Source organism: Candidatus Binataceae bacterium, assembly GCA_036495685.1.
GTDB lineage: Bacteria > Desulfobacterota > Binatia > Binatales > Binataceae > JAFAHS01.
Map to the genome: position 1 here is coordinate 1 of DASXMJ010000129.1, position 26,045 is coordinate 26,045.

Consider the following 26,045-nt stretch of genomic DNA (forward strand, 5'->3'; position numbering starts at 1 on the left):
CAGGAACAGCTGATTTTTGCCGGTGTGTTCGCCCTTGGCGAACCATGTGTAATTAGTTTCCACTTCGGGCCAAAAGTATTTGAAGATGTGATATTGAAACGCGGTATTCCACACCATTGGCCACCCCAGCCGATCCTCGCCGCCGCTGGGAAAGGTGACTCCCAGCGTGAATTGAACGCTGAAATCACCAAATCCCTTTCCTCCCGCGATGGTGGTGGTAAACAACCCGTGCCCGGCGCTGTTGCCGTCATCGCCGGTCGGGGCGCTGAACCCCATAAAGGCGGTCACGATGTAGTTGCCATTCTCCTCGTTCGCCGACAGCAGCCGATATTTGAGCAGGAAGGTTTGGTCGCCCCACCCGTCGGTGTCGACAGATTTTTTCTTAGTCGGCAATCGAATGCTGCCGTTGTGCGCGATCCAGGGGGGAATTCCGAGGATCACCTCGGTATTTTGAAAGGGAATGAGTTCCAGTCCCTTGCTGCCGCCGAAGTTGTCGGTCGCTTGTCCATTCTGATTGGCCTGCCAGAACTGATCGTAGCGGAATTCCTGTTCAAGGCGGGGGTCACGGTCACCAGCGGCGTCACCCAGTGCGGCTGCTCCGACGGGATGCGCGTCGCGCGCGCCTGCCAATCGTCTATAAACTGCACGATCATGTCCCCTAGGCCGCCGCTCCCAGAAGCGCTTTGCGCCCGCGCTACGGCCGGCACCAGCGTCAGGAGGACCACTGCGCCCATCACCACCACATTGAACCCGGACCGGCGAAAGAGAATTCTCATGGCGAGAGTGTTATGCCAGTATGATGGCATTGCTGACAAGTATTATGGCTGACATCGGAAACCGGATTCGCACCGCACGCACCGCGCGCCAGATGAGCCAGACCGAACTCGCGCGCCGCGCGGCAATCTCGCGGCAGGCCCTGAGCGCGATCGAGTCGGGCGTCTATCAACCGAGTGTCAGCGTCGCGCTCAAGCTCGCACGCGAATTGGGTGACACGGTTGAGAGTCTGTTCGCGGAATTGCCCTTCGAGCGCATCGATGCGGTAATGGCACGGGGTGCGGAAAGTGCGGTGGGAACCCGGGTTGCGCTCGGCCGGGTCAGGGGACGCGTAGTCGCGGTTCCGTACTTCGCCGCACCGCGAGCGCTGGCGCCAGCTGCCGGAACCATCGAACGGACGCATGGAAGCCGTGCCGCGGTGGAGAGCCTTCGCTCGGGGGCGGAAATCAATTCCATGCTGCTGGTCGCCGGCTGTGACCCTGCGGTCTCGATTCTGGCAGATTGGATCGCGCGCCATCACTCTCCGGTCACCGTGGCAGCGTTCGGACGGGGCAGCCAGCGGGCGCTCGACGCACTCGGCGCCGGTCAGGTCCATGTTGCGGGCGCGCATCTGCGCCATCGTAAAACCGGAGAGTACAATCTCGATGCGGCTCGGCGCGCGCTCGGCCGTCAGCGCACGGTACTGGTCAGTTTCGGACGCTGGGAACTGGGGCTCGCGACCGCTCCTCGTAACCCGCATGCGATTCGAGGCTTCGCCGACCTGGGACGCCGCGGCCTCAAGATCGTCAACCGCGAGCGAGGCTCCGGCGCGCGCAGCGCACTCGACGAGGCGATTCACGATTTGGGTCTCGACGCGAAAGCCCTCGTGGGCTACGAAGTTGAAGTTCCGGGTCATCTCGAAGTCGCCGAGGCAATCGCCGCAGGCCGCGCCGACGCGGGTGTGACGCTGAGGGTCGCCGCGCAGGCCTATGGGCTGGGATTCGTGGCGCATCGCGAAGAACGCTACGATCTGGCAATTCCGGAGCGCGAGATGTCATCGATCCCGCTGCGCGCAATGATGGAATCGCTCACCTCGGCCCGGTTTGCCCGCGAAGTGGCCACGCTGTGCGGCTACGACACTTCATCGATGGGTAAAGTGGTCGCCCAACTCTCCTGAATTGGGGGATCTGGCGGATCGCGCGGGTTGCGGCGGCTTCGGTCAAATCATCCGAAGCGAAGTCGGGGGAGGCCAACACAGCTCAGGTGGGCGAACCCCGTGGCTGGAAAGTTATCGCTCCACCCACCCACCGCGAGGCGGTTAAGTTTCACCAGGCAAGCGAATGGACCGGCTCGACCGCGGCCCTCCGATTTGTCGCGCGGCCTGCGCGGGATGAGGGAATGTCCGAAACGGGCCGCACGCCGAGAATTTCGTCCGGTGGGAGGAGAAGAGAGTGGAGGCTTCGCCTTTGCCCCGACCGCTGGGCTACGCTCCAACAACCGCTATGCACCTCCTCAAAGTGAGCGTCGCGCATGGCCTGTTAACAAACTGCGTAATTTCGGCGTTCCTCTATCTGATCGTGACGATCGCCGGCGGCATCTGGGGCGTCGCCGCAGTCTATTGCTTTTTCAAGATAGAGGTCGCGCTTAGAGGTCAGGGCGCCGGGCTGGTGGCCGCGGGATTCCTGCCCCTCTTCATGACGCCATGGGCGATACCCGCCGTGTGGGTCGCAATGAGAATTCTGGACGGCTGGATCGAGGTACTTTCTCCCGCCCGCGATCGCTGATCGCTTACGCTATCGAAAAATCCAGCGCCACCATCGTCAACCCGAGCCGCCGCGCCACCCGCTGCGAGCCGATGTTCTCCCATGACGTGCTGTAGAAGGGCGTCGCACCTAGCGCCCGCACCGCACGTCCCCATCCGCCCGCCGCGTTCACCGCGTGCCCCCGATGGCGATATTCCGGGCGCGTTTCCACGCCCGCGCAGTGAACCGCGGCGGAAATACGCACGCTGGCGCAAACCGCAACCGCATGCCCATCCTCGACCATCGCCATAAAAGGTTTGCGGTGCGGTACATCAGGGATCCACTCTTCGAGTCCGCCACGCAGCAGATATGCGTTGCGCTCGCCGATCGCAGTTGGTGCCGCGCTCCCCGCTGCGTCTTGCGTGAAAATGTAAGCGGGTCCCGCCGAAACAACCTCGACCGGCGCGTGCGAAGAAAGCAGGGTGCGATAACGATGATGATGGACCGGCAGCTTCTCCAATTCCTGGCCTCGGGGTTCCTGGCTGGATAGCTCCTCCAGCGTGCGCGCCAGGTTATCTGGAACATCCGCACGAAACCGGCAGATGACGTCGTCAGCGGTCCTCATCAGAGTAAACCGCGCCGGCGCACCTCCGTCCCACTGATTTACCTCGACGATGCGCCCACGACTGTCGTGCCGATGGAGCGTGGCGACGCGACTATTTGCCAAGTCGAGCGGAATTCTCGTGATCATGTCCGTTAGTGAATAATGAGCAAGCTTACGCTGCGGGACTCTCGATGCAATTTGTCCTTCAGGCTTGCGGTGCCTTCCCTTCGGGGGATTCCATGCAGCCCGAGCAGTCCCGGCTCCTCGTTAGCCGCAACGCCGGGGAGGTTCCGGGAGAGGATTCGCTTTCCTGCCTGCGGGCGTCTCGAAAACTTTCAACCGTGTGAGCAGGGTCACACCAGGGGCTGGTTTACCTCCTGAAATCTGCTCATAATCAAGGTTTACTCCAGCGTTTTGGGGCAAATGACCAATTCTTCTCCATGGCCCTGATTGTTCAAAAGTTCGGCGGCACTTCGGTTGGCTCGACCGAACGCATCCGCGCGGTTGCCGAACGCGTTGCGCAGGCACGCCTGCTCGGCAATCGAATGGTCGTGGTGGTGTCTGCGATGGCGGGTGAGACCAATCGTCTCTTCAAGCTGGCATCCGAATTGTGCGAGGCTCCCAGTCCCCGCGAAACCGACGCGCTGGTCGCGACCGGCGAACAGGTCTCCGCAGCGCTCCTGGCGATTCGTCTGCAGGCCCTACAGGTCCCAGCGATTTCTTTTCTCGCCGATCAATTGCGCATCGCGACCGATTCCAATCACGGGCGCGCTCGCATCAAATCAATCGATCCATCCCGAGTGGTCAAAGAATTGGATGCCGACCGAGTCGTCGTGGTTGCCGGGTATCAGGGAGTCGATGCGCTGGGAGATATTACTACTCTTGGCCGCGGCGCCTCGGATTTGACCGCGGTCGCGCTGGCCGCAGCTTTGAAGGCCGACGCCTGCGAGATCTACACCGACGTTGATGGAGTATACACCGCCGATCCCAATATCTGCCCCAAGGCGAAAAAGCTCAAACGAATCTCCTACGACGAGATGCTCGAAATGGCCGGCCTCGGTGCCAAAGTGCTCCAGCTCCGCTCGGTCGAGCTGGCGCGGCGCTACCAGGTGCCGCTGCTGGTCCGGTCCAGCTTTAATGCTTCGGAGGGTACGTGGGTGGGACAAGAGGACCCATCGATGGAAAATCTGCTCGTTTCCGGGGTGACGCTCGATCAGAATCAGAGCAAAGTCACCCTCACCGGCGTCGAAGATCGCCCGGGTCTCGCGGCCAGAATTTTTGGTCCTATCGCCGCGGCCGACATCGTGGTGGATATGATCATTCAGAACGCCAGCGCGGATGGCCGCACCGACATGACTTTCACCGTCAACCGCGACGATCTGGCCCGCACCCTGGAGTTGGTGCAGCGCGTCAGCGCCGAGGTCGGCGCGACCGGCGTGCGCCACGAGGACCAGGTTGCGAAAGTATCGATCGTGGGCGTAGGTATGCGAACCCATGCCGGCGTCGCCGCCCGGATGTTCGAAGTGCTCGCCGGTGAGCGAATCAACATCCAGATGATTGCCACCTCGGAAATCAAGGTATCGGTGGTGGTCGGTTCGAAATACGGAGAGCTGGCAATGCGCTCGCTCCACGACGCTTTCGTGGACGGTGCCGACTTCCAGCTGCCCGAGGAGACGGTCTAGTCTCATGGCGGTTAGCAAACACATTCAGGTCTATGACACGACCTTGCGCGACGGCTGTCAGTCCGAGGATGTCTCCCTCACGACCGCCGACAAGGTCGAAGTCGCCCGGCGTCTCGACGACCTCGGCTTTGACTACATCGAGGGTGGCTGGCCAGGTTCCAATGAACGCGATGCCGCCTTCTTTCGCGAGATCCGCAAGGCGCACCTTCGTCACTCGAAAATTGCCGCCTTCGGTTCAACCCGCCGTGCCAACGTGCGCGCCGCCCAGGACCGCAACCTGCAATTGCTGCTGCGCGCTGAAACTCCGGTTGCGACTGTGGTCGGCAAGACCTGGGACCTGCATGTGCGCGAGGCGCTTAGAATCTCGGCCGATTCCAACCTCGAAATCCTGAACGATACCATCGCATTCCTAAAAAAACGTGTCGGTGAAGTCATTTTCGACGCCGAGCACTTCTTCGATGGCTATTTCTCGAAGCCGGAGTTTGCACTGGCCTGCCTCAAGGCTGTCGACGCAGCCGGGGCAGACCTGATCTGTCTGTGTGACACTAACGGCGGCCGCCTGCCGCACGAGATCGATGCAGCGGTCAAAGCCGCTCGTGCTGCGGTGAGCTGTCCAATCGGCATTCACTGCCACAACGATTCCGAGGTCGCGGTTGCCAACACTATCGCGGCGGTCGAGGCGGGTGCGGTTCAGGTGCAGGGCACCATCAACGGCTTCGGCGAACGCTGCGGCAACGCGAACCTGATTTCCATCATCGCGAACTTGCAGCTCAAACTCGGTTACCAGTGCGTCCCCCCCGCCAAGCTCAAGCAACTTCGCGAGGTATCGACCCTGGTGTACGAACTGGCCAACGTCACGCCGTTCCAACGTCAGCCGTATGTGGGCCGCAGCGCCTTCGCGCACAAAGCAGGGCTCCACGTTTCGGGGATCCAGCGCAACGCACACACTTATGAGCACATCGACCCGCTCGCGGTCGGTAACAATCGCAGGGTCCTGCTCTCGGAACTGGCGGGCCGCGCCAACATCATTTACAAGGCGCGTGAATTCGGAATCGACATCAGCCCCGACAACGAAAAGATCGCGGTGCTACTCGATGAACTCAAGCGCCTTGAAGGCGAGGGCTACGTCTACGACGGTGCCGATTCCTCGTTTGAGCTGTTGATGCTGCGTACCCTGGGACTTGCCCGCGAACACTTCAATTTCGTGAGCTTTCGCGTGTTCGACGATAAATGGCACGAAGACCACGCCCCGTTCAGCGAAGCCGTGGTGGTCATCGAAGGTCCCGACGGAGCGCGCACCCGTACTTCCGCCATTGGCAATGGCCCCGTCAACGCGCTGGACTCGGCGCTGCGCAGCGCGCTGATCCCGTACTACCCCAGTCTCGAAACCATGAGCTTGGCCGACTACAAGGTCCGGGTTCTCGGCACAGGCGCGGGCACCGGTGCGCGGGTGCGCGTGCTGATCGAATCGACCGACGGCAAGCGTCGATGGGGCACCGTGGGGCTGTCGAGCAATGTGGTCGATGCGAGCTGGCAGGCCCTGGTTGACTCGATCGAGTACAAGCTCCACAAAGATAACGTGAAGCCGCGCAGCAACACTGCCTCCCGGCACAACGGTGCGAAACCTCGTCCGGGGCGCGTATCCAACACGCCTCGTGACGCCCGCAACGGCCGGGCGTGAGATTTTAGGGGCCACAGAGGATCGGGCATGGGTTTTTTCGAGCGCATGCGCGAAGACGTCCAAACGGTCTTTCACAATGATCCGGCTGCTCGGACCACGCTGGAAGTCATCCTGGCCTATCCCGGGGTTCATGCCATATGGCTGCATCGCTTTGCGCACTGGTTGTGGAACCACCGTCTGAAGCTCGTTGCGCGGATGGTGAGCGAAGTAGCGCGCTTCTTCACCGGGATCGAAATTCATCCCGGAGCGACTATCGGCCGCCGCTTGTTCATTGACCACGGGATGGGAGTGGTGATGGGCGAAACCACTGAGATCGGCGACGACGTGCTTATCTACCAGGGCGTGACCCTCGGCGGCACCAGCCTGAAAAAGGAAAAGCGGCATCCCACGATCGAAGACCACGTGATGGTGAGCGCCGGCGCGTCGGTTATCGGTCCGGTGCGAATCGGGCGCGGCAGCCGCATCGGCGCGGGCGCGGTTGTGGTGTCGTCGGCGCCCCCGTATTCAACCATCGTCGGCATACCCGGCAAGGTCATAGAGGGTGAAAGTGCGCGCCAGGACGTGGCGGAACTGGAGCACGGCCACCTGCCCGACCCGGTCGCTCGCGCGATCAACAACCTGGTCGAAAAGATGAACCGCCTGGGCGTGCGGATGGAAGAGATCGAAGAGCGTCAGGACTGCGTCGAAGACAAAGTCAACGAGCATCATCCCCCCGATCGTACCGCCGCGATCGCCAAACGCTAGGCGCAGATTTCCCAGCGTAATCGAATCGCTCATGCCACCGCGCTTCGCGGGAGGGTGGGTCCTCGAAGCTCGCGTACGTCGCCAACGACATAACCTGGCGCGCGCCTTCAGTGGGATGAAGATGCCTGCCGAGCACGGTTGCAGCGTCGGTTGACCCGCAATCGCGCCTGGCTTATTTAACGAATAGGTTAATTAAGAGGAGTTGCCCATGATCACAATCAGCGCCTTCAAGTGGGTTCCGCCATTCGCACAGGGTGTGGTCCGTGACCTGCGCGTCCGCTGGGCGCTGGAGGAAGCCGGCCTCTCGTACCAGACTCGGCTTATCGACCCTGCGGTTCAGGCATCGCCGGACTATCGGGCATGCCAGCCGTTCGGGCAAGTGCCAATGTTCGAAGAGGACGGCCTCGTTCTCTTCGAGTCAGGTTCGATTTTGCTCCACATCGCCGAGCGGACCGAAGCGCTCCTTCCCCAGAACCAGAAGGAGAGGGCGCGCGCCGTCTGCTGGGTGTTCGCCGCCCTCAACTCCATCGAGCCATTCGTCCAGCAGCTCGCCGAAATTGACCTGTTCTGGCCCGGTCAGGAATGGGCGAAGCTCCACCGCCCCGATGTAGTGAACGCAACCCAGCGGCGCCTCTCGGAGCTGGCCACCTGGCTGGGCAATCGGGAATATCTCGAGGGCCGCTTCACGGTCGGTGACCTCTTGATGACGACCGTGCTGCGCATCCTGCGCCACACCGATCTCATGGAGTCCGCACCACGGTTGAAAGCCTTCCAGGCCCGCGGCGAAGCACGCCCGGCCTTCCAGCGCGCACTCCGCGCGCAGATGACCGACTTCGACCAGCGCTAGTGCGTGACCGGAGCTTTGAGAGGATTTAGAGTCTTTCTGCTAGCCCATTTCCGGTCAGCGGCAAAGCGTCGAAGGTCGGTGGAGCCGCACCTGAGAGGGCGAGGTGCCTGGAACGGTAATGTCGCACGAGTTTGATCGAGGTGACGCTCCGCGCGCCCCTTCCGTCGGTGACATTCGCGCGGCTGCGAAGCGGATCGCTCCCTACATTCGTCGGACGCCGACGATTTTTATCGGGCCGGTTCGCGATCGCCACAACCTAGGAAGTGCCCTGTGCCTGAAACTCGAATGCCTCCAGGTTGTGGGGTCGTTCAAGCCGCGCGGCGCGTTGAACAAACTTTCTTCACTGCCCGACCGAACCTCGATTCGAGGTTTGATTACGGCCTCCGGAGGAAATCACGGCCTGGGTGTCGCGTACGCCGCCTACGTCGCGCGTCTGCCGGCCACGATCTATCTGCCGACCACGACGCCGGCCGCCAAGATTGAGAAACTCAGGGAATGGAACGCGCGCACCATTTTGGAGGGCGACTCCTGGGATGACAGCAATCGGATCGCGCTGGCTGCGGCACGGAGCGAGGGCCTCACTTACATCCACGCCTTTGCCGATCCAATGGTGATCGCGGGTCAGGGTACGGTAGGTCTCGAGGTCCTTGAAGACGCTCCCGAAACCGATACCTTGGTGATCGCGATCGGAGGGGGAGGGCTCATTTCCGGCACCGCGATCGCAGCCCGGTCACTCAGACCAGACATCCGTATCATCGGCGTCGAACCCGAGGGCGCGCCCACGCTGTACCGTAGTCTTCGGGTCGGCCGCATCGTCGAACTGGATAGAATCACGACCGCCGCCGGGACTCTCGGCGCCCGCGCCACCGAGCAGTTGAACTTCGATCTCGTTCGAGAACACGTCGCCGAAGTAGTGCTGGTCTCGGATGACGAGATGCGGGAGGCGGCACGCTGGCTATGGTTTGAATTTGGGGTCGCGGCAGAGCTAAGCGGCTCGGCCGCGGTGGCCGCACTTCTGGCGGGCCGCTATCGCGCCCACAGTGGCGAAAGGGTTTGTGCCTTGGTCTGCGGCGCGGGCACCGACGGCATTTAACAGAGCAACCTTCAGGCAAGAAGGAAGGCGCGCTTCAAATCCGCTCTCGCGAAGGCAAATTGCCGCGCGCTTTGGCGTATCAGCGCGATGGATCATCCGGATTTTTTGCTTCACCAGAATGGTTGGCGGCTGCAAGCTGTGACTCTTGGCTCTTCGCGCGGTTCAACCTTCTTCTTAAGGTGACTCCTCGTTGGGTCATAGTTCCCCTTTCCGGTCCGCGAGGCAGTCAGGGTTAGTCCGGATTACTGCGGTTCTTCTGAGTTTCTCCGAGTAACCACTACAGGCTATGCCCAAAATCCGCGCCCAGCGCGTACTCGTCCGCCGGATGAATCAGCTCGCCGCTCACCAGCCGCTCGAACGAAAAGGAGGACAGATCGATCACGGCGCTCTTGGCACGGAGGATCAATTCAGCCATCGCTGCCCCTACCGCCGGTGAGGTCTTGAAACCAGTGCCGCTGAAACCTGCGGCGACGAACAATCCGGTTACCCCCGGTACCTGGCCCAAGACCGCGCGCGAGTCGGGGCTCACGTCGTAGATCCCGGCGTGACCGCGCGCATAAGACGCCTCGGCGAGCCCGGGCAGGCGTTTGGCCAGTCGCTGGCGGGCCAGTTCGATAAAGCTCAAGTCGTTGGTTTCGCGAAAAGTATCCGGACTCGCTTCTTCCTCCGGATTGAGCGCCCCAAGACCGACCAGAGTTAGATCGGTGCCGTGGGGCCGCAAATAACTGCCCGTGATGGTGTCTATACAGATGCCGTGCACGAGCGCCGGCGCTCTGCTAAAGAACGCGATCTGCGCGCGCTCCGGTTTGATCCCGATCCGGGTCCCGAACGGCAACAGCAGGTCATCAGTCCAGGGTCCCACCGCTAGGCAGACGAAATCCGCCTCGTGGGTCTTCCCGGATGCGTCGGTTGCGCCGACGCATCGTCCGCCCACATGGGCGAGCGCCGAGATAGGCATGTTCAGGTTGAAGTTGGCGCCACTCGCTCGCGCGGCTGCCGCGAAGGACTCCGTGGTGGCGACCGGATCCGCATAGCCGCTGCGCGGCTCATAGGCCGCCAGCCCCACGTCATCGACAAAAGCTGCAGGCTCGAGTCGTTTAAGTTCGCCGCGCTCGATTACTTCAGTCTCCACCCCGATCGACTTGAGCATCGCGACGTTGCGCCTGAGCTTGTCGGCATTTTTTTCGGCGACGATCAACGAGAAACCGGTGCGCACGAACCCACAACTTCCGCCCACCACATCTCCCCAGTTCTCGAAGTACCCTAGGCTCTTCCACGCTAACTCGGCTTCTGGCTTGAAGGTGTAATGCATCCTCACCAACGCGCCCGACCGCGCCGACATGCCCGCGCCGATTGCGCCCTTGTCGAAAACGCTCACCCGGGCCCCCGTTCGAGCCAGATGAAAAGCGATACTGCAGCCGACCACGCCGGCGCCAACCACTACGACATTTGCTGCGGATAGTTCTTCAGGCATCGCTTTAAGTTTCGCCCGGGACGGCTTTTTCGGGAGGGCGCGGTGCGCTAGGTTATAGCCTTCGCCGAGAAGTTTTCAGACTCACATGCGCATTTATCTTGATCATAACTCGGGTTCGACCCTGAGACCCGAAGCGATCGCCGCCCTCAATGCGCTGCTCTTGGAGGGTGAAGGTAACCCCGCCGCGGTTCATCGCGCCGGGCAGCGCGCCCGCCGCGCATTGGAACAAGCGCGCAGCGAGGTCGCGGATTTGGTGGCGGCGAGCCCATCGGAGATTATCTTCACAAGCGGCGGTACCGAATCAAACAATTTCGCCATTGCGGGTGCGCTGGGGACGCTCAGCAAGCGGCGCAAGGTGATTACCTCTGCGATCGAACACTCTTCCATTCTCGCGCCCTTGCTGAATCTCGATGATCGCGGCTTTGAGGTAGTGCGAATTGCGCCCGATCGTGAGGGACGGATTTCGCCCGAAGCTGTCGTTGCGGCGATCGACGAGACCACCGCACTGATTACCCTGGGACTTGTCAACGGCGAAGTCGGTACGATTCAGCACCTTGGCGAAATCGCGCGACGCGCGGCCAGCGCGGGCGCGATCTTCCATCTCGATGCAGCCCAGGCCGCGGGCCGGATTCCACTCGAGGTCGATGAGCTCGGCTGCGATCTGATGACTCTCAGCGCACACAAGCTTGGCGCTCCCGCAGGGAGCGGGGCGCTATTCATCCGGGACGATTGTCAGATCGCACCGATGATGCTGGGCGGTCCCCAGGAAGATGGTCGACGCGCGGGAACTCCGAATCTGCTGGGTGCCGTGGCGTTTGGCGCCGCAGCCCAGGCCGCGCTTCGCACGCTTGCTGTGGAGACCGCACGGCTCGGCGCGCTGACCGCCAGCCTCTCTTCGCTTCTCGCCGCGCAGATTCCCGGACTCGTGTGCAACGGACCGCTCACCGATCGCATTCCCAACACTCTGAACCTCACCTTTCCCGGGGTCCTGGGCGAGAGCATGCTCATCGCGCTGGACCTCGAAGGAGTCCAAGTCTCGATGGGCTCGGCGTGTGCCGCAGGCGCCGTCGAACCATCCCACGTGCTGCTCGCGATGGGTCGGAGCGCCGGCGAAGCGCGCAGCTCGCTGCGCCTCAGCCTCGGCTGGAACACAACCGCGCATGAGGTCACGCGCGCGGCCGGAATCATCATCCGTGTCTGGCATCGCGTTTCCGAGTCCGAACCGGTTACGGCGCGCGAGGCGCTCGCATGAGCGCTCGGGTGCTGGTCGCGATGTCGGGTGGCGTCGACAGCTCGGTGGCTGCAGCGTTGCTGCGTGAAGCCGGCTATGAGGTCGTCGGTGTCGCGATGCGTCTTGCGCCGGAGCCGGCGCATTCCGCACGCCGGCGCGCGAACTGCTGCTCACACGAGGATTTCGAGGATGCGCGGCGGGTCGCGGAACGTCTGAACTTTCCGTTCTATGTTGTCGACCTGCGCGAAGATTTTGCCACGCGCGTGATCGGCAATTTCGTTTCGGAATATCTCGCCGGCCGGACGCCGAATCCCTGCGTGATGTGCAACCGGGAGATCAAGTTCGACCGGTTGTGGCAGCGGGCGCGTGCTCTTGGCGCCGATTTTGTAGCGACCGGCCACTACGCGCAGACTGCGCGTGACCTCGCCGGACGGTTTCATCTTCTGCGCGCCCGCGACAACGCCAAGGATCAGTCGTATTTCCTTTTTTCGCTGACCCAGACCGAACTCGCACGGACCCTGTTTCCGCTCGGTGCGATAACCAAGGCCGAGGTGCGCGCGCGGGCCCGCCAGCTGGGGCTCGCCAACGCGGACAAGCCCGAGAGCCAGGAGATTTGTTTCGTTCCGGATGGCGACTACGCGGGGTTGGTCGAACGTGCCACCAGCCGCGATCGCATCCGCCCGGGCCGAATCGTCGACCGCGCCGGTACCGCGCTCGGTGCGCATCGCGGGGTGCATCATTTTACGATCGGCCAGCGCCGCGGCCTCGGCTTTTCCTCGAGCGAGCCGATGTACGTGCGCGAGATCCACGGCGACACCGGCACCGTGGTAGTCGGGCGGCGCGAAGAGTTGAATTGCGCGGGGTTGCTGGCCCGAGACGTAAGCCTGGTGGATGCGTCCCACACCGCGGGTCGCGTTGAAGTCGAGGTGAAGACTCGCTATCGCCAGAATTCGGTCCCCGCGGTGCTTGCGCTGGGCGCAGAGCGTCGGGCGGAGGTGCGGTTTCTGGCGGGCGGTCCTGCCGTAACCCCCGGCCAGGCTTGCGTGTTTTATCGCGGCGAGGAAGTGCTGGGCGGCGGATTCATCGAGCGGGCCTTGGAGGCGTGACGGTATGCGCTTCGCACTCGCCACCCTGGGCTGCAAGGTCAATCACTACGACTCCGCGATTATCGAGTCGCGCCTCGCCGCGCGCGGATTGGAACGCGGTGATTTCGGCGAAGCCGTCGACGTCTACGTCATCAACACCTGCACCGTGACCGATCGCGCCGACTCGGAATGTCTCAAGCTGGCGCGACGGGCCAAGCGCCGCAACCCCAAGGCCAAGGTAGTGATGACCGGATGCTTTGCGCAGGCGAATCCTCACGCGCTCGCCGGCCGGCGCGAAGTCGATGCGGTGGTCGGTCTGGGGCGACTGGACGATCTCGAACGTGCGGTGATTGCGGAGACCGGTGCGCGCGTGATGGTCACCAACTTGCGCAAGGCGCGCGCTCCTATCGAAGTCGGCGCGGTCGCGCTCTCCGGGCAAACCCGTGCCTTCTTGAAGCTGCAGGAAGGATGTGATCAGTTCTGCAGCTTCTGTATCATACCGATCTCGCGCGGCACCTCCCGCAGCGTCGAACCGCGCCGGGTAGTCGCCGCCATCGACGAGCTCGCCGCGCGTGGCTTCAAGGAGGTCACCCTCTCGGGGGTGCATCTCGGCGGCTACGGCAAGGACTTGGTGCCGCGGGTCAGTCTGGCCGAACTGCTCGAGATGCTGGCCGAGCGATCTCCCATCGGTCGGCTTCGCATCAGCTCGCTGGATCCCGAAGAGCTGAGTGACGAAATTATCGAGCTCGTCGCGCGCAATCGTAAATTCTGCCCGCATTTTCACTTGCCGCTGCAATCCGCGGCGGATCCGATCCTCACCGCGATGCGTCGGCGTTACGATCGCAACTACTATCGTGAGCGGGTGGAGCGGGTGCTCGCCGCGCTGCCGGATGCCGCCATCGGAACCGACCTGATCGCCGGGTTCCCGGGCGAAAGCGCGCGCCATTTCGACGCAGGCTGCGAGTTCGTCGAATCGCTCCCGCTCGCCTATCTCCACGTGTTCCCGTACTCGGTGCGGGCCAATACCTCGGCAGCGAAGCTGGCGGAGCACGTCCCCCCTGCCGAGATCAAACGCCGGGCCGCGGTGCTGCGCCGGCTGGGCGACGCAAAGCGGGCACGGTTCGCGGCGCGCTTTTGCGGGACCAGACTTAATGTGTTACTTGAAGAGCGAACCGGGAGCGGGATGCTCTCCGGTTACAGCCGCAACTACGTGCGGGTCTTGACCACGGGCCCCGACGACCTGACAAATCACGAAGTCGAGGTACAGGCATCGCTTGTCGAAGGCGCTCAATTGGTTGGCCAGATTGTTCGGGCGGAGCGACGCGCGAACCCCCGGACCGACGCTCAAGGCCCCGCCTGAGAGTGTCCGTTCGCGGCTTGAGCGCACGATTGGCTATTCGTTTTCCCAGCCGGACTTGCTGGAAGTTGCGTTGACGCACCCGAGCGCGGTCCTCGGCTCGGATGCGCACTACGAGCGCCTGGAATTCCTCGGTGACGCGGTCCTGGATCTCGCAATCGCCGACCTGCTGATGCGCCAGTTTCCGACCGCCAAGGAAGGTCCCCTCTCCAAGCTGCGCGCTTCCATCGTCAATGCGCGTACCTTGGCTCTCAAAGCGCAAGCCCTGGACATCGGAGACATGCTGCGCTTCGGTAAGGGGGAGGAAAAGAGTGGGGGACGCCACAAGGTTTCAATCCTGGCCGCCGCGTTCGAAGCGCTCATCGGCGCGATTTACACGGACGGCGGAATCGGACCGGCGCAACGGGTAGTGGAGTTTCTGTTCACCGGCGACATCGGCGGGCCCGCAGCAGAACGCGACTACAAAACCGAACTCCAGGAGCTCGCGTATCGTCGGTTTCGAACCCAACCGATCTATGAGCTGGTGTCGGCCGAAGGCCCCGATCATGCCAAGCGCTTCACCACCCGCATCCGAATCGCCGGACGCGAATTCGGTAACGGCACCGGCGGGAGCAAAAAGCAGAGCGAGCAGGCCGCCGCGCGCGAGGCGCTTGATCAAATAGGGCAGGAGATTCGTGGCCGACGCGCTTGAACATCGCGCGGGATTTGTGGTTCTGGGGGGGCGTTCCAACGTCGGCAAATCCACGCTGCTGAACCGCCTGGTCGGCCAGAAGGTTGCGATCGTCACGCCGCGCCCGCAGACCACGCGCCGGCGCATTATCGGTATCCGCACCGATCCTGACGCGCAGCTGTTGCTCGTTGACACCCCGGGAATTCACGATTCGAGCAAGGAACTCAACCGCAGGATGGTCGAGGTCGCCCGCCGCGCTCTGACCGAGGGGCAGGTGGTGCTGGGCGTTATCGCGGCAGGCGAATCGATCGATCCCGCGGACCGTGCGGTGCTTCAGCAGCTGGCCACGCTGAAGGCTCGGCTGATCATCGTGATCAATAAGCTCGATCTGCTGCCCCGGCCCCACTTGCTGCCGCTTATCGAAGAGCTGCACGGTGATTTTCCCAACGCTGAGATTGTCCCGGTGAGCGCGCTTCGGGGCGATAATGTCGAGGAACTGATTGGGACCGTCAAGCAAATGCTTCCGGTCGGTCCGGCGCTGATGCCCGAGGACCAATATACCGATCAGAGCGAACGAATGATCGCGGAGGAGTTGGTGCGCGAGAAGATCTTTCTCGCGATGCGCCAGGAAATTCCATTTTCCACGGCGGTGCGGGTGGAGAAATTCGACGACCAGCCCGAGCGCAGGTTGAAGAGCATATCGGTGCTGGTTATCGTTGAACGCGATTCGCACAAGGCCATGCTGATTGGCGCCCGCGGTCGCACCCTGAAACAAATCGGAACTGCGGCGCGACTCGAGCTGGAGAATATCTTCGCGACCCGGGTTTTCCTCACGATGGTGGTCAAGGTCGAACCCGGCTGGACTCGGGATCCGCGGCGAGTCGCAGAGTACGGCACATGAGTCGTCCCCGCCCAGCCAGGTCCGCGGACCGGGAACCGCGCGCCGCACGGGCGTTGGCCGCCGGCTTGCCAACCGTGGTGTTGGTGGGACGCGCAAACGCCGGGAAGTCCTCGCTCTTCAACCGCGTCGTCAAGGGTGCACGGGCCATTACCAGCCCGATTCCCGGCACCACCCGCGATCTCAATTTCGCTCGTGCTTCGCATGCGGGCCGCGAATTCGCAGTGATCGATAGCGGTGGTCTCGAACTCGGCGGGCGCCAGCAGATGTCCGAGCGGGTCGTGGCCGAGGCGCTCGCGGCGGTGGGCGCTGCCGACGTCGTGGTCTTCGTATTCGATGGTCGCTTGGGCCTAAGTGAATCCGACAAAGAAGCGTTCACCCTGGTCCGCGAAACCGGGTGTCCGCTCGTCACCATCGTCAACAAGATCGATTCCAGCGGACAGGAGAGCAGGCTCGGCGAATTTTACGCAAGCGGCGCACCACGCCTCATCCCGCTCTCCGCCACACATGGGTTGGGCGTCGAAACGCTCCTCGACGAGATCGTCATGCGGCTCCCGACCGCCGCGACCGCACCGGCGTTGCTGCCCGATTTGAAACTCGCGCTGATCGGACGCCCGAACGTCGGAAAGTCGTCGCTGCTCAACCGGCTCTCCGGTTTCGAGCGCGCCTTGGTTGACTCAGCTCCCGGGACCACGCGCGACCCGGTCGATGTGCGCCTTACCGCGCATGGTCGCGAGGTGCTGTTGATTGATACGGCCGGTATTCGCCGACCCACCCGCGTCGAGGGTGACTTAGAGCGCTACTCGGTGGGGCGTGCGATCGAGACCATTCGCCGCGCCGACGTTGTCCTACTGGTTGTTGATGCGAGCGAAGGAATCACCGATCAGGACGCGCGCCTGGCGCGCCTGGTCGACAGCAGCGATCGCGCGATGGTCATCGTGTGCAACAAGTGGGATGCGGCGGCGAGGCAGGAGCGCACCATTCCGGGGTATGTCCGTGCGGCACACGCGCGGTTTCCCTTTCTGACCTTCGCGACCATGGTGTTTACCTCGGCGGTGACCGGTGACGGAGTGGGCGAAATCGTGCCCGCGGCAACCAAAGCGGGAGATTCGTGGCGCGCGGCGTTTCAAACTGCCTTGCTGAACCGAATTCTGGCCGAGTCGGTCGCCGCGATGGATCCGCCGCTGGTCGCGGGCCGTCGCCTCAACCTGATGTACGTGACGCAGACCGCCAGCGCACCGCCCCGCTTGCGCTTCTTCTCCAACCTGGCGCGCGATATTCCTGCGCATTACGTGCGCTTCCTGGAGACGCGCTATCGCAACGCCCTTAAGCTCGTCGGTACGCCTTTGCGCCTGGAGTTCCACAAGACCGGGCGAACTTTCGTGGGGCCGCGCGGCGCGACCAGCCGCACGCCGCAAGCGCGCGCGCGGCGACGATGATTGTGGAAACTCTCCGGGCGTCGGATTTCGTACGCACGAAACCCTCCGCTATATTAAATCCTCAAGGGAAATGATCCTGATTCTTGATTTCGGCAGCCAGTACACGCAGCTCATCGCGCGGCGTGTACGCGAGGCCCACGTGTATTGCGAAATTCACCCGTTCAATTTCGCAGTCGAGAGGATCCGCGCGCTTAAGCCGCTCGGAATCATCCTTTCCGGGGGCCCGTCCAGCACCTATGACGAGGACGCGCCGGACATTTCCGACGAGGTGCTGCGGCTCGGGTGCCCGGTGCTCGGCATCTGCTATGGCCTTTACATCATCGCGCAGCACCTCGGCGCCAAGAGCGTCAGCTCGCGAGCGCGCGAGTATGGTCCTGCGACGCTGACAATCGATGAGCCCGACCTGCTGTTCGAGGGTCTGGCCGGGAAAGAGCATCGGGTTTGGATGAGTCACGGCGATCGCGTCGAGGCGCTGCCAGATTCGTTGCAGCCCATCGCTCACAGCGGCCATTCGCCGTTTGCCGCATTCCGCACCCGTGACGGCCGCATGCGGGCGATTCAGTTTCATCCCGAAGTTGTTCACACGCCATGCGGAGCGCAGGTGTTGCGCAATTTCGTGTTCAAGATTTGCGGCGAAGCAGGCGACTGGACGATGGCGAATTTCGTCCAAACCAAGGCCGCCCAGATCCGCGCGCAGGTCGGTGCCACCGATCGAGTGCTGATGGCGCTCTCCGGCGGGGTCGATTCCGCAGTGGCGGCGGCTCTCATATATCGCGCCGTCGGCGCCCGCCTCAAATGTGTTTTTGTTGATACCGGGTTGTCGCGCGCCGGCGAGCGCGAGCGCATGGAACGGATCTTTGCGCGTCAGCGCGGAGTGGACCTCAAGGTTATTGACGCTTCCGCTCTCTTTCTGGAGCGACTCGCCGGGGTGCTCGACCCCGAGACCAAGCGCAAGATTATCGGCGCCGCCTTTATCGATGTTTTCGAGTCCGAAGAAGTAGTCGGCGGTGCGCGATTCCTGGGGCAGGGCACGCTCTATCCCGACGTCATCGAATCGGTCTCGTTTAAGGGGCCGTCCGCGGTCATTAAGAGCCATCACAATGTTGGCGGTTTGCCGGAGCGGATGAAGCTGGAACTCATCGAGCCGCTGCGCCTGCTCTTCAAGGACGAAGTTCGTGCGCTCGGACGCGAGCTGGGGTTGCCGTCCGAAGTCGTCGACCGCGAACCGTTCCCCGGCCCCGGTCTCGCTGTGCGCATCGTCGGCGAGGTGACTCGGGAGCGGCTCGATCTCTTGCGCCGCGCCGATGCGATCGTCATGGAAGAAATCTCGCGCGATGGCTTCGGTCCCAAGCTGTGGCAGGCATTCGCGGTACTGCTGCCCCTCAAGAGCGTGGGTGTGATGGGAGATGGGCGCAGCTACGAAAGCACCATCGCAATCCGCGCGGTCGAATCCCAGGATGGCATGACGGCCGATTGGGCGCGGCTCCCTCCCGCCTTGCTGGCCCGCCTTTCCTCGCGGATTACCAACGAAACCAAGGGTGTCAATCGGGTCGTGTACGACATCACGTCCAAGCCACCTGCCACGATAGAATGGGAGTAGCTAGTGACGGTTCGCACGCGCTTCGCTCCGAGTCCCACCGGCTCGCTGCACATCGGTAACGTTCGCTCCGGCTTGTTCGCCTACCTGTTCGCCAGGCACGACGGCGGCAACTTCATCCTCCGGATCGATGACACTGATCGCGAACGCTCGACCGAGGACTCCTTGAATGAAATCCTGACCGACCTGAAGTGGCTCGCGATGGAATGGGACGAGGGGCCGCCCGACCCCGGATATTTCCAGACCAACCGGATCGCACGCCATCTCGAATGCGCGTTGCAGCTGCTGCGCGAGCGAAAAGCGTATCCTTGCTACTGCAGCGCCGAAGAGCTGGACGCCAAGCGTAAGGCTGCGGAAAAAGAGAAGCGCCGGCCGATTTACGACCGGAAGTGCCGCGGGCGCGATTTTCCCGCGGATCTGTCGCTGCCGGACCGTTCGGCGGGGCGCAACTACACGATCAGATTCGCGATGCCCGAAGCCGGCCAGACCGTGGTGGACGACCTCGTCAAAGGGAGGCTGGTTTTCGAGAACACCGACCTCGATGACTTGATTATCGTTCGCTCCGACGGCAGCCCGGTTTACAACTTCGCATCGATCGTCGACGACATCGACTTTCGCATCACCCACGTCGTGCGGGGCGATGATCACGTCCCCAATACCCCGCGCCAGATGCAAATGGCGTACGCGCTCGGGTTCACGCCCCCGGCATTCGCCCACATGCCGCAGGTTCTCGGCGCGGACGGCGCTCCGCTCTCGAAACGTCACGGCGCCACCTCCGTGCGCGCCTATCGGGAAGGCGGTTTTTTCCCCGAGGCGGTGCTCAATTACCTGGCGCGTCTGGGATGGTCGCACGGTGATCAGGAGATTTTCTCCAAGTCCGAATTGGTCGAGTTCTTCGATTTCGCCGGCTGCGGCAAATCGCCCGGCGTCTTCAATCCCGACAAGCTCCTGTGGCTCAACTTTCACTATCTGAAAGAAAGGCCTCTGGCCCAGCTCGCCGCCGAGGTCAGACCATTCATCGCACAGCGCGGACTTACGGTCCCCGGCGATGACGATTGGCTGCAGAAGATGGTCGCGACGCTGCGCGAGCGCGCAAAGACCCTGGTAGAGCTAGTCGACTTCGCGGGCTTCTATCTGAAAGAGCAAATCGACATCGACCCCAAGGCAGCCGCGAAATTCCTGAGGCCGGACATTAAAGAGCCGTTGAGCCAGCTGACGGATCAGATCGACGCAATCACCGGCACCTTTTCGGAGCAGACGGTAGCATCCAGCTTCGAGCACGTCCTGACCCGCTACAACATGAAACTGGGCCAGCTCGCCCAACCCGTCCGCGTAGCCCTGACTGGTGGAACAGTAAGCCCGGGCATCTACGAGGTGATCGCGGTTCTCGGCAAGCCGCGCACCGTAAGCCGGCTGCGCGCGGCCCTGACTCATATTTCGTAAAATTCCTTGCCGCACTACTGCTGCGATGTTGGGCGGCGTAGCAGTGGCGTCACACGGTCGGCGCGATCTTCAAGGCGCATTTGGCCCGAATTGTGAGATATTCGTCGTCGGGCACACTGCCGCTCGGAAATCGAACCGATTGCGCTTAGGGGCCATGACGTGTCCGTCGAATTTCAATCGTACCGGCGTGATTTGCTACGCATCACGCGTCAGGAGTGCGACTTCGGACGTTGGGAAATGGCCAGCCGCGGGCCCCATTCTCAACTCCGCGACTACGTGATCGGATACGTTGGTCTGCGGAGTACCATGCGCCTCACCCGCGAGCGGCATCTACCGTCGGGTGAGGCCGCATTGGTGGTCAACCTCGGAACTCCGCATGACGTAATCGGATCCGGGGCTCAGAGCGGCACGCTGAAATTTCGCAGCGTCGCAGCTATGGGGGTTCACGATCAGCCGTTTGTTACAAGGAGCGCCGGGGCCAAGCACCTTTTGGTTGTGAGACTTACGCCCCCGGGCGCACGCCTGCTCTTTGATGTCGCAATGGACCAGCTTTTTAATCGATCTGTTCGACCTCATGGACTCGGTGTTAGCTGAGCGCCTTGCGGCAGTTCGTATCTCTGCACCGGGCGTCCTGTGGGCCTGGTGGGAGCTGCGCAGGTCGGGAGGGTTAACCTCGATCGATTCGCTCGCCGATCATCTGGATTGGAGCCACAAGCGGCTCCTCGCCGGATTCCGAGAGCACATTGGTGTACTACCCAAAGCGACGGCTAAGACTGTTCGTTTCAATAGAGTCCTGCGACTGTCGCGTACTGACTATCGAATCAACTGGGCGAGTGTCGCGCAGGACTGCGGGTACTACGACCAGGCGCACATGATCCGGGAGTTTAAATCTTTCACCGGCTGTACAATGAAGGAACTGAAGAGTCTCGTTGCGGGGTTCACCTTGCTCGATCACCTGCCGCCCTTGGGCTGAGGAAATTTTTTACAATAAGGCGATTTGCCTCGGAGGTAAGTTCCTCCTGATGAGAATAACTCGCGGGAGGGATGTCGCGGCCCGCAGCCGGCGAGTACACGCCGGAATCGGACGCAGGGAGCTGTTGCGGGCATCGTTTCTCGGCGGATCCGCGCTCGTTGCTGGCATCGTGGGTGTGGTACCTGCAATTGCCGGGGAGGTGAGGGGAGGCGCGGTGCTCGCGCCCAGAGACGAACGAGTGAAGTTGTCCGGCAAGGTGGTTGAACGGGTCGCACGAGCCTTCTTCGACTACCAGATGCCAGATTCCGACTGCGACGCAATCGCGCGCAGCGCGGAGGCGACGATAAGAACTTGGCAATCAATTGCTTTGCGTGACATTGCTCCGATCGATCCTCCGTTTGATTTCAGCCTGATCTGCGCCGAGGCAGAACGTCTTATCTGGAAGCGAGGATGAGGACGTTGGGACTGCCAGAGGTATTGACCTTCGAGGTTGCGACGCTTTCTTCAAAGCTGCGAGCGCGCGAGATTTCATCGGTCGAAGCAACCGAAGCGTACCTCGATTGGATCTCAGAACGCGATGGCCAGCTGGGGTCCTATATCACCGTCACGCAAGAGCGAGCGCGGGCTGACGCGGCTCGTGCGGACCGCGAGATCGGTGCCGGCAACTGGCGTGGACCGTTTCATGGTGTTCCGCTTGGACTCAAGGACAATCTCTACACCAAGGGTGTTCTTACGACCGGTGCTTCGAAGGTCCTTGCGGATTTTCGACCTGATTTCGACGCCACCGCCTTGGCGAAGCTTGCCTCACAAGGGGCGGTTCTGCTCGGCAAGTTGAATCTCAATGAATTTGCCTATGGGGGACTGCTCAAGATGTGCCGTAATCCGTATGATCCCGAGCGGTTTCCGGGCGGTTCGAGTGCGGGGCCCGCGGCGGCGGTGGTTGCTGGGATGTGTGCCGCCGCCGTCGGCACTGACACCTCGGGCTCAATCAGGATACCGGCGGCGCAATGCGGATGCGTCGGGCTCAAGCCAACCTATGGCCGGGTGAGCCGCTTCGGCGTGATTCCCCTCGCGTACACGATGGATCACGTTGGCCCGATGACTCGCAGCGTGCGCGATGCCGCCTTCATGATGAATGTCATCGCAGGTTTCGATCAGAATGACTCTACTTCTAGTCGAGAGCTGGTGCCTGACTTCACGGCGACGCTTGCAAGCGGGGTGAGAGGAATTCGCGTCGGGATAATTCGTCAACTTACCGACGGGCTATCAGAAGAGGTATCCCGCGCATTTGCTGCCGCCCTAAGACTACTCGCGAGTTCGGGTGCTTACGTGGATCAAGTTTCGATACCGACTCTGGAGTTCGGAGCACTTATCAATTCGACGGTCACGTGGGTCGAAGCGCTCGACTATCACGAGCGCTGGCTGCGCGAGCGGCGCAACGACTACGGCAAGGAGATTCGTCTGAATCTTGAAACGGGTATGATGATACCCGCGCTGGACTATTTCAGGGCCCAGCGCGGGCGAGCGCGCATTCTGGCCGAGGCGCTGAGCACGCTTCAGAATCATGACGTCTTGGTTAGTCCCGGCGTTGCGACGACGGCGCTGAAGTTTCGCGATTATCTTAAGATGGACAACGAGACGAGTGCAGAGCTTGGGTATCGAAACCAACTTCGGTTCACCCAACCCTTTGATGCGACCGGGCAGCCGGTTATTACGATTCCGACCGGGATTGCGAGCGACGGACTGCCAACCTCGATGCAAATTGTGGGACGCCCTTTCGACGAACCAATGGTGTTGCGCGTAGCTGCCTGCTACGCGGCGATGCGCGGGCCGCTGAGCCCCCCACCCATCTAAGCCATCTGCGTTCCGCGCACCGACAATTAGCGCAGGAGCGAGAGGTTGCTCACGACTACGCCGCTCGCCTCTTTGAGCGGCGGGTTTTTTAACGGCCAATGCGAAAATCGGCTGCGCCGTTTGAGGTCCAAGACCCGCAGCTTACAGCGTTCCGCAGGTGTTTCGGTTCGAACACAGGCGCGCTCGACCGGCGCGAATTCGCGGAGTACCTTCGAATTATGAGTATTCTCGTCCCATACGTTGTTGAGCAGACCGGCCGCGGCGAACGTTCCTACGATATCTACTCGCGCCTCCTCAAAGACCGCATAGTCTTCCTCGGCGGGCCGGTCAACGACGACCTCTCCAATCTGGTAACCGCGCAGCTCTTGTTCCTGGAGTCCGAAGACCCCGAGCGCGAAATAAACATGTACATCAATTCGCCTGGCGGCTCGGTCACCGCCGGCCTCGCGATCTACGACACGATGCAATTTGTAAAACCGCCGGTTTCCACGCTGTGCGTCGGACAGGCGGCCAGCATGGGTGCGGTCCTTCTGGCGGCTGGCGCCAAGGGGCGCCGCTACGGATTGCCGCACAGCAGAATCATGATTCATCAGGGCTCCGGCGGTTTCGAAGGACCGCCGACCGATATGGAAATCTACGCCAAGGAAGCGCTCCGCCTGCGCGAAGTCCTCAACGAGATTCTGGCCAAGCACAGCGGCCAACAGGTAAAGCAGATCGCCAAAGACACCGAGCGCGACTACTTCATGTCCGCACCGGAAGCGGTAGAGTACGGTCTCATTGATGAAGTCCTCGCGGGTCGCACCGTCAAGGTTCCGCTTCCGGGAACATCCCAGGAAAAGTAGCGCTGCTGTTTCCTCACGCTGAACCCGCCTGCCGCGGGGAGGTGGCCACGAGTTTGGCGTCTGAGGTCGCTGCAGCCTCCGCCCTATCTCTCGCTTCCGGGCTTTTGAAGGCCGAAAGGGCACCGTCGCGTGACGGTAGGCCCACAACCTCTTCTATAACAGCGTTCCCTCATCACCCAACATCGCGCGCCGAATCAGTGGCACCGGTACCGCCCCCTGGCGCAGATATTCATTGTGAAAACGCCCAAGGTCGAATGAGGGTCCTTCTTTCTCCTTCAGATCCTCGCGGAGTTTCAGAATCATCAACTTTCCCAGCTGATAGCGCAGATACCCGGGGTCGTCCGTCCCGCGCAGCGCCTCCACCCGCGCATTGTGCGGAGTCTGATAAGAATTCTTTTCAAAAAAGTTCGCCGCTTCATCGACGGTCATCCCGCGTGTATGCATCCGGATACCCACCAGGTACCGACATGCGCGCATCAGCGCCATCTGCAACTGCGCAAGCCGGTAGCGCGCGTCGCCGCGGTGCAGTCCCTCGTCGAGCATCATCTGCTCGCAGTACAATGCCCATCCTTCGCCGTTAGCCCCCGAGTGATAAATGGTGCGGACCGGGTCCGAGTTAAGGCGATTGTTCAGGAACTGAACATAATGGCCCGGGTAGACCTCATGCACGGAAGTGTCGGAAATGGTCGGCGGCGCATAGAAAGCGAGCAGCTGCTCGGTTTTCTGTGCTGGCCAGGAAGGGTCGGGTAGGGTCACATAAAAGTACGCCTCGGTCGATTTCTCGAGCGGCCCGGGGGAGTCCATCGAAGCGAAGGTTGTTGCCCGCATGAAAGGCGGCGTCTCGGCAACGATTGGCGGCACTTCCGATGGGATCGTCGCGATGTGGTGCTCGACCACGTACGAGCGGAGCGCGGCGAGCCCGCCGCTCACCTGAGCGATCACCTGGTCGGCGGGCGGGTGCTGCTTGGCGAGCCCGGCGGCCGCCTCCGCGGGCGATGCTTTCGGATCAAGTTCCCCGGCGGTCTGGCGAAATTGCTCCTGCAGGCGCGCGAGTTCCGCGACGCCGACCGCCTCGAGGCGGTCGAGCGGTATTTCGACCATGTCGGAATCGGCCAGCATTCGCCGGTACGCTTGCGCACCGATCGCGTAGTCGCCCGCCGCCTGCGGTCGAAGATCGTTCTGCAGCCACTCGCTGTATTTGGTGAGCGCCTCGACGATTTGTCGATTCGCCACCTCAAACGCGCTCTTGTTGCGGCCGTCCGGGACCTCGCGGAAGGCCTCCGGCAACTCCTTCTCAAAAAACGCTACGGTCGCCGGCATCTGGTCGAGATTGATATCGATGGTGACCGGTGCGACGCGTTCGGGACGCAGGTTCGTGCGCGCATAGTCGAAGTTTTTTAGCGCCGCGCGCTCGCGTTCGGTGACCGATACCATCCTGTTTTCCAACGGCGCGAAGTTCCGCTTGATCAGCGAATAAACCGCCGAGGTTGGCAGATACATCCCGGGGTCGCGTTGGTAGGTGCGAAGTTCTTGCGTCGACAGAAGCTCGCCGTCGCATCGCGCGATGAGCCAGTCGCGATCGGCTCGGTTTGCTGGTGATAGCGCCGGGGAGTTGAACCTACTCAGCTTCGCCTTCCAGTCCGTCGCATGCAGTATCTCCTCGGCGATGCCGCGCGCGGACACATCGTCGACGCGGTTGTCGAAACGATGGTCGCCGAGTTGGGTTGCCCGCTCCGGGAACATCCGCAGCTCGGATTCGATGAAATGATCGACCGCGGCGCGGAACGCAGCATCTCCCGAGGCTGGCGTCTCGGCGCAAATGCCGCCGTTGAATGCGATGGACAGGAGCAAACCAAGGCATACCGCCAGGAGGCGCGTACCAGTTGGGCGACCGTTTCTGCGGTACATCGGGACCATTCTCACACCCTGTTGCGCGCGGGTGCCCAATACATAAAGTATTCGGCTCCCCGAGACGAGAGCGCACCTCGACTTGACTCCAGACTCTGAATAAATCAGCATCCGGCGCGACTGTTTTC

23 protein-coding genes are annotated in these 26,045 nt (G+C 62.1%); 19 read left to right on the forward strand and 4 right to left on the reverse strand.

The features are described 5' to 3' along the window. A partial coding sequence (locus tag VGI36_12525; protein HEY2485971.1) for a hypothetical protein occupies positions 1-630 on the reverse strand: 630 nt, incomplete at its 3' end. A gap of 190 nt (positions 631-820) precedes the next feature. On the opposite strand from VGI36_12525, the gene VGI36_12530 reads away from it, so the two are divergent. Beyond that, positions 821-1,930, forward strand: a complete 1,110-nt coding sequence (locus tag VGI36_12530) for a substrate-binding domain-containing protein (protein HEY2485972.1) — start codon at positions 821-823, stop codon at positions 1,928-1,930. A 289-nt stretch (positions 1,931-2,219) separates the two neighbouring features. Continuing rightward, positions 2,220-2,537 carry a hypothetical protein gene (locus VGI36_12535; GenBank protein ID HEY2485973.1) on the forward strand — a complete coding sequence of 106 codons (318 nt, stop codon included), beginning with the start codon at positions 2,220-2,222 and terminating at the stop codon, positions 2,535-2,537. A gap of 4 nt (positions 2,538-2,541) precedes the next feature. On the opposite strand, the gene VGI36_12540 is transcribed toward VGI36_12535, so the two are convergent. Further along, positions 2,542-3,222 carry a hypothetical protein gene (locus tag VGI36_12540; protein HEY2485974.1) on the reverse strand — a complete coding sequence of 227 codons (681 nt, stop codon included), beginning with the start codon at positions 3,220-3,222 and terminating at the stop codon, positions 2,542-2,544. A 317-nt stretch (positions 3,223-3,539) separates the two neighbouring features. On the opposite strand from VGI36_12540, the gene VGI36_12545 reads away from it, so the two are divergent. From VGI36_12545 to VGI36_12565, 5 genes are all read left to right on the forward strand, one after another. Then, entirely contained in the window at positions 3,540-4,781 is a 1,242-nt protein-coding gene (locus VGI36_12545) for an aspartate kinase (protein HEY2485975.1), read from the forward strand. A gap of 4 nt (positions 4,782-4,785) precedes the next feature. Continuing rightward, positions 4,786-6,462, forward strand: a complete 1,677-nt coding sequence (gene cimA, locus VGI36_12550; GenBank protein HEY2485976.1) for a citramalate synthase — start codon at positions 4,786-4,788, stop codon at positions 6,460-6,462. Positions 6,463-6,489: 27 nt separating this feature from the next. Beyond that, entirely contained in the window at positions 6,490-7,206 is a 717-nt protein-coding gene (epsC, locus tag VGI36_12555; GenBank protein ID HEY2485977.1) for a serine O-acetyltransferase EpsC, read from the forward strand. 208 nt (positions 7,207-7,414) lie between these two features. Then, positions 7,415-8,053 (forward strand): glutathione S-transferase family protein, encoded by a 639-nt coding sequence (locus VGI36_12560; protein ID HEY2485978.1) that lies wholly within the window; start codon positions 7,415-7,417, stop codon positions 8,051-8,053. A 103-nt stretch (positions 8,054-8,156) separates the two neighbouring features. Next, positions 8,157-9,146 (forward strand): threonine/serine dehydratase, encoded by a 990-nt coding sequence (locus VGI36_12565; protein ID HEY2485979.1) that lies wholly within the window; start codon positions 8,157-8,159, stop codon positions 9,144-9,146. 277 nt (positions 9,147-9,423) lie between these two features. Here the strand turns inward: VGI36_12565 and VGI36_12570 are convergent, their stop codons facing one another. Then, the gene (locus VGI36_12570) at positions 9,424-10,620 is read right to left on the reverse strand and encodes an FAD-binding oxidoreductase (protein ID HEY2485980.1); all 1,197 of its coding nucleotides are present in this window, start codon (positions 10,618-10,620) and stop codon (positions 9,424-9,426) included. Between the two features lie 85 nt (positions 10,621-10,705). On the opposite strand from VGI36_12570, the gene VGI36_12575 reads away from it, so the two are divergent. From VGI36_12575 to clpP, 12 genes are all read left to right on the forward strand, one after another. Next, positions 10,706-11,872: a cysteine desulfurase family protein gene (locus VGI36_12575; GenBank protein HEY2485981.1), complete on the forward strand. Its 1,167-nt coding sequence runs from the start codon at positions 10,706-10,708 to the stop codon at positions 11,870-11,872. Continuing rightward, positions 11,869-12,957, forward strand: coding sequence for a tRNA 2-thiouridine(34) synthase MnmA (gene mnmA, locus VGI36_12580; GenBank protein HEY2485982.1), 1,089 nt, complete (start codon positions 11,869-11,871; stop codon positions 12,955-12,957). Before VGI36_12575 ends, mnmA begins: the two co-directional genes overlap by 4 nt. Before the next feature lie 4 nt (positions 12,958-12,961). Then, positions 12,962-14,296 carry a tRNA (N(6)-L-threonylcarbamoyladenosine(37)-C(2))-methylthiotransferase MtaB gene (gene mtaB, locus VGI36_12585; GenBank protein ID HEY2485983.1) on the forward strand — a complete coding sequence of 445 codons (1,335 nt, stop codon included), beginning with the start codon at positions 12,962-12,964 and terminating at the stop codon, positions 14,294-14,296. Next, on the forward strand, positions 14,232-14,984 hold the full coding sequence (gene rnc / locus VGI36_12590) for a ribonuclease III (protein HEY2485984.1): 753 nt from the start codon (positions 14,232-14,234) through the stop codon (positions 14,982-14,984). Before mtaB ends, rnc begins: the two co-directional genes overlap by 65 nt. Beyond that, positions 14,968-15,864: a GTPase Era gene (gene era / locus VGI36_12595; protein HEY2485985.1), complete on the forward strand. Its 897-nt coding sequence runs from the start codon at positions 14,968-14,970 to the stop codon at positions 15,862-15,864. The genes rnc and era overlap by 17 nt, the downstream gene beginning before the upstream one ends. Then, positions 15,861-17,300 (forward strand): ribosome biogenesis GTPase Der, encoded by a 1,440-nt coding sequence (der, locus tag VGI36_12600; protein ID HEY2485986.1) that lies wholly within the window; start codon positions 15,861-15,863, stop codon positions 17,298-17,300. The genes era and der overlap by 4 nt, the downstream gene beginning before the upstream one ends. A gap of 70 nt (positions 17,301-17,370) precedes the next feature. Further along, positions 17,371-18,900, forward strand: coding sequence for a glutamine-hydrolyzing GMP synthase (guaA, locus tag VGI36_12605; protein ID HEY2485987.1), 1,530 nt, complete (start codon positions 17,371-17,373; stop codon positions 18,898-18,900). A 3-nt stretch (positions 18,901-18,903) separates the two neighbouring features. After that, positions 18,904-20,340: a glutamate--tRNA ligase gene (gene gltX / locus VGI36_12610; GenBank protein HEY2485988.1), complete on the forward strand. Its 1,437-nt coding sequence runs from the start codon at positions 18,904-18,906 to the stop codon at positions 20,338-20,340. Positions 20,341-20,872: 532 nt separating this feature from the next. Beyond that, on the forward strand, positions 20,873-21,313 hold the full coding sequence (locus VGI36_12615) for an AraC family transcriptional regulator (protein HEY2485989.1): 441 nt from the start codon (positions 20,873-20,875) through the stop codon (positions 21,311-21,313). Between the two features lie 49 nt (positions 21,314-21,362). Beyond that, entirely contained in the window at positions 21,363-21,767 is a 405-nt protein-coding gene (locus VGI36_12620) for a hypothetical protein (protein HEY2485990.1), read from the forward strand. Positions 21,768-21,772: 5 nt separating this feature from the next. Next, positions 21,773-23,167: an amidase gene (locus VGI36_12625; protein HEY2485991.1), complete on the forward strand. Its 1,395-nt coding sequence runs from the start codon at positions 21,773-21,775 to the stop codon at positions 23,165-23,167. A gap of 218 nt (positions 23,168-23,385) precedes the next feature. Beyond that, on the forward strand, positions 23,386-24,009 hold the full coding sequence (gene clpP / locus VGI36_12630; protein ID HEY2485992.1) for an ATP-dependent Clp endopeptidase proteolytic subunit ClpP: 624 nt from the start codon (positions 23,386-23,388) through the stop codon (positions 24,007-24,009). Between the two features lie 153 nt (positions 24,010-24,162). Here clpP and VGI36_12635 read toward each other — a convergent pair whose 3' ends face one another. After that, positions 24,163-25,917, reverse strand: coding sequence for a DUF885 domain-containing protein (locus VGI36_12635; protein ID HEY2485993.1), 1,755 nt, complete (start codon positions 25,915-25,917; stop codon positions 24,163-24,165). Positions 25,918-26,045 lie beyond the last annotated feature (128 nt).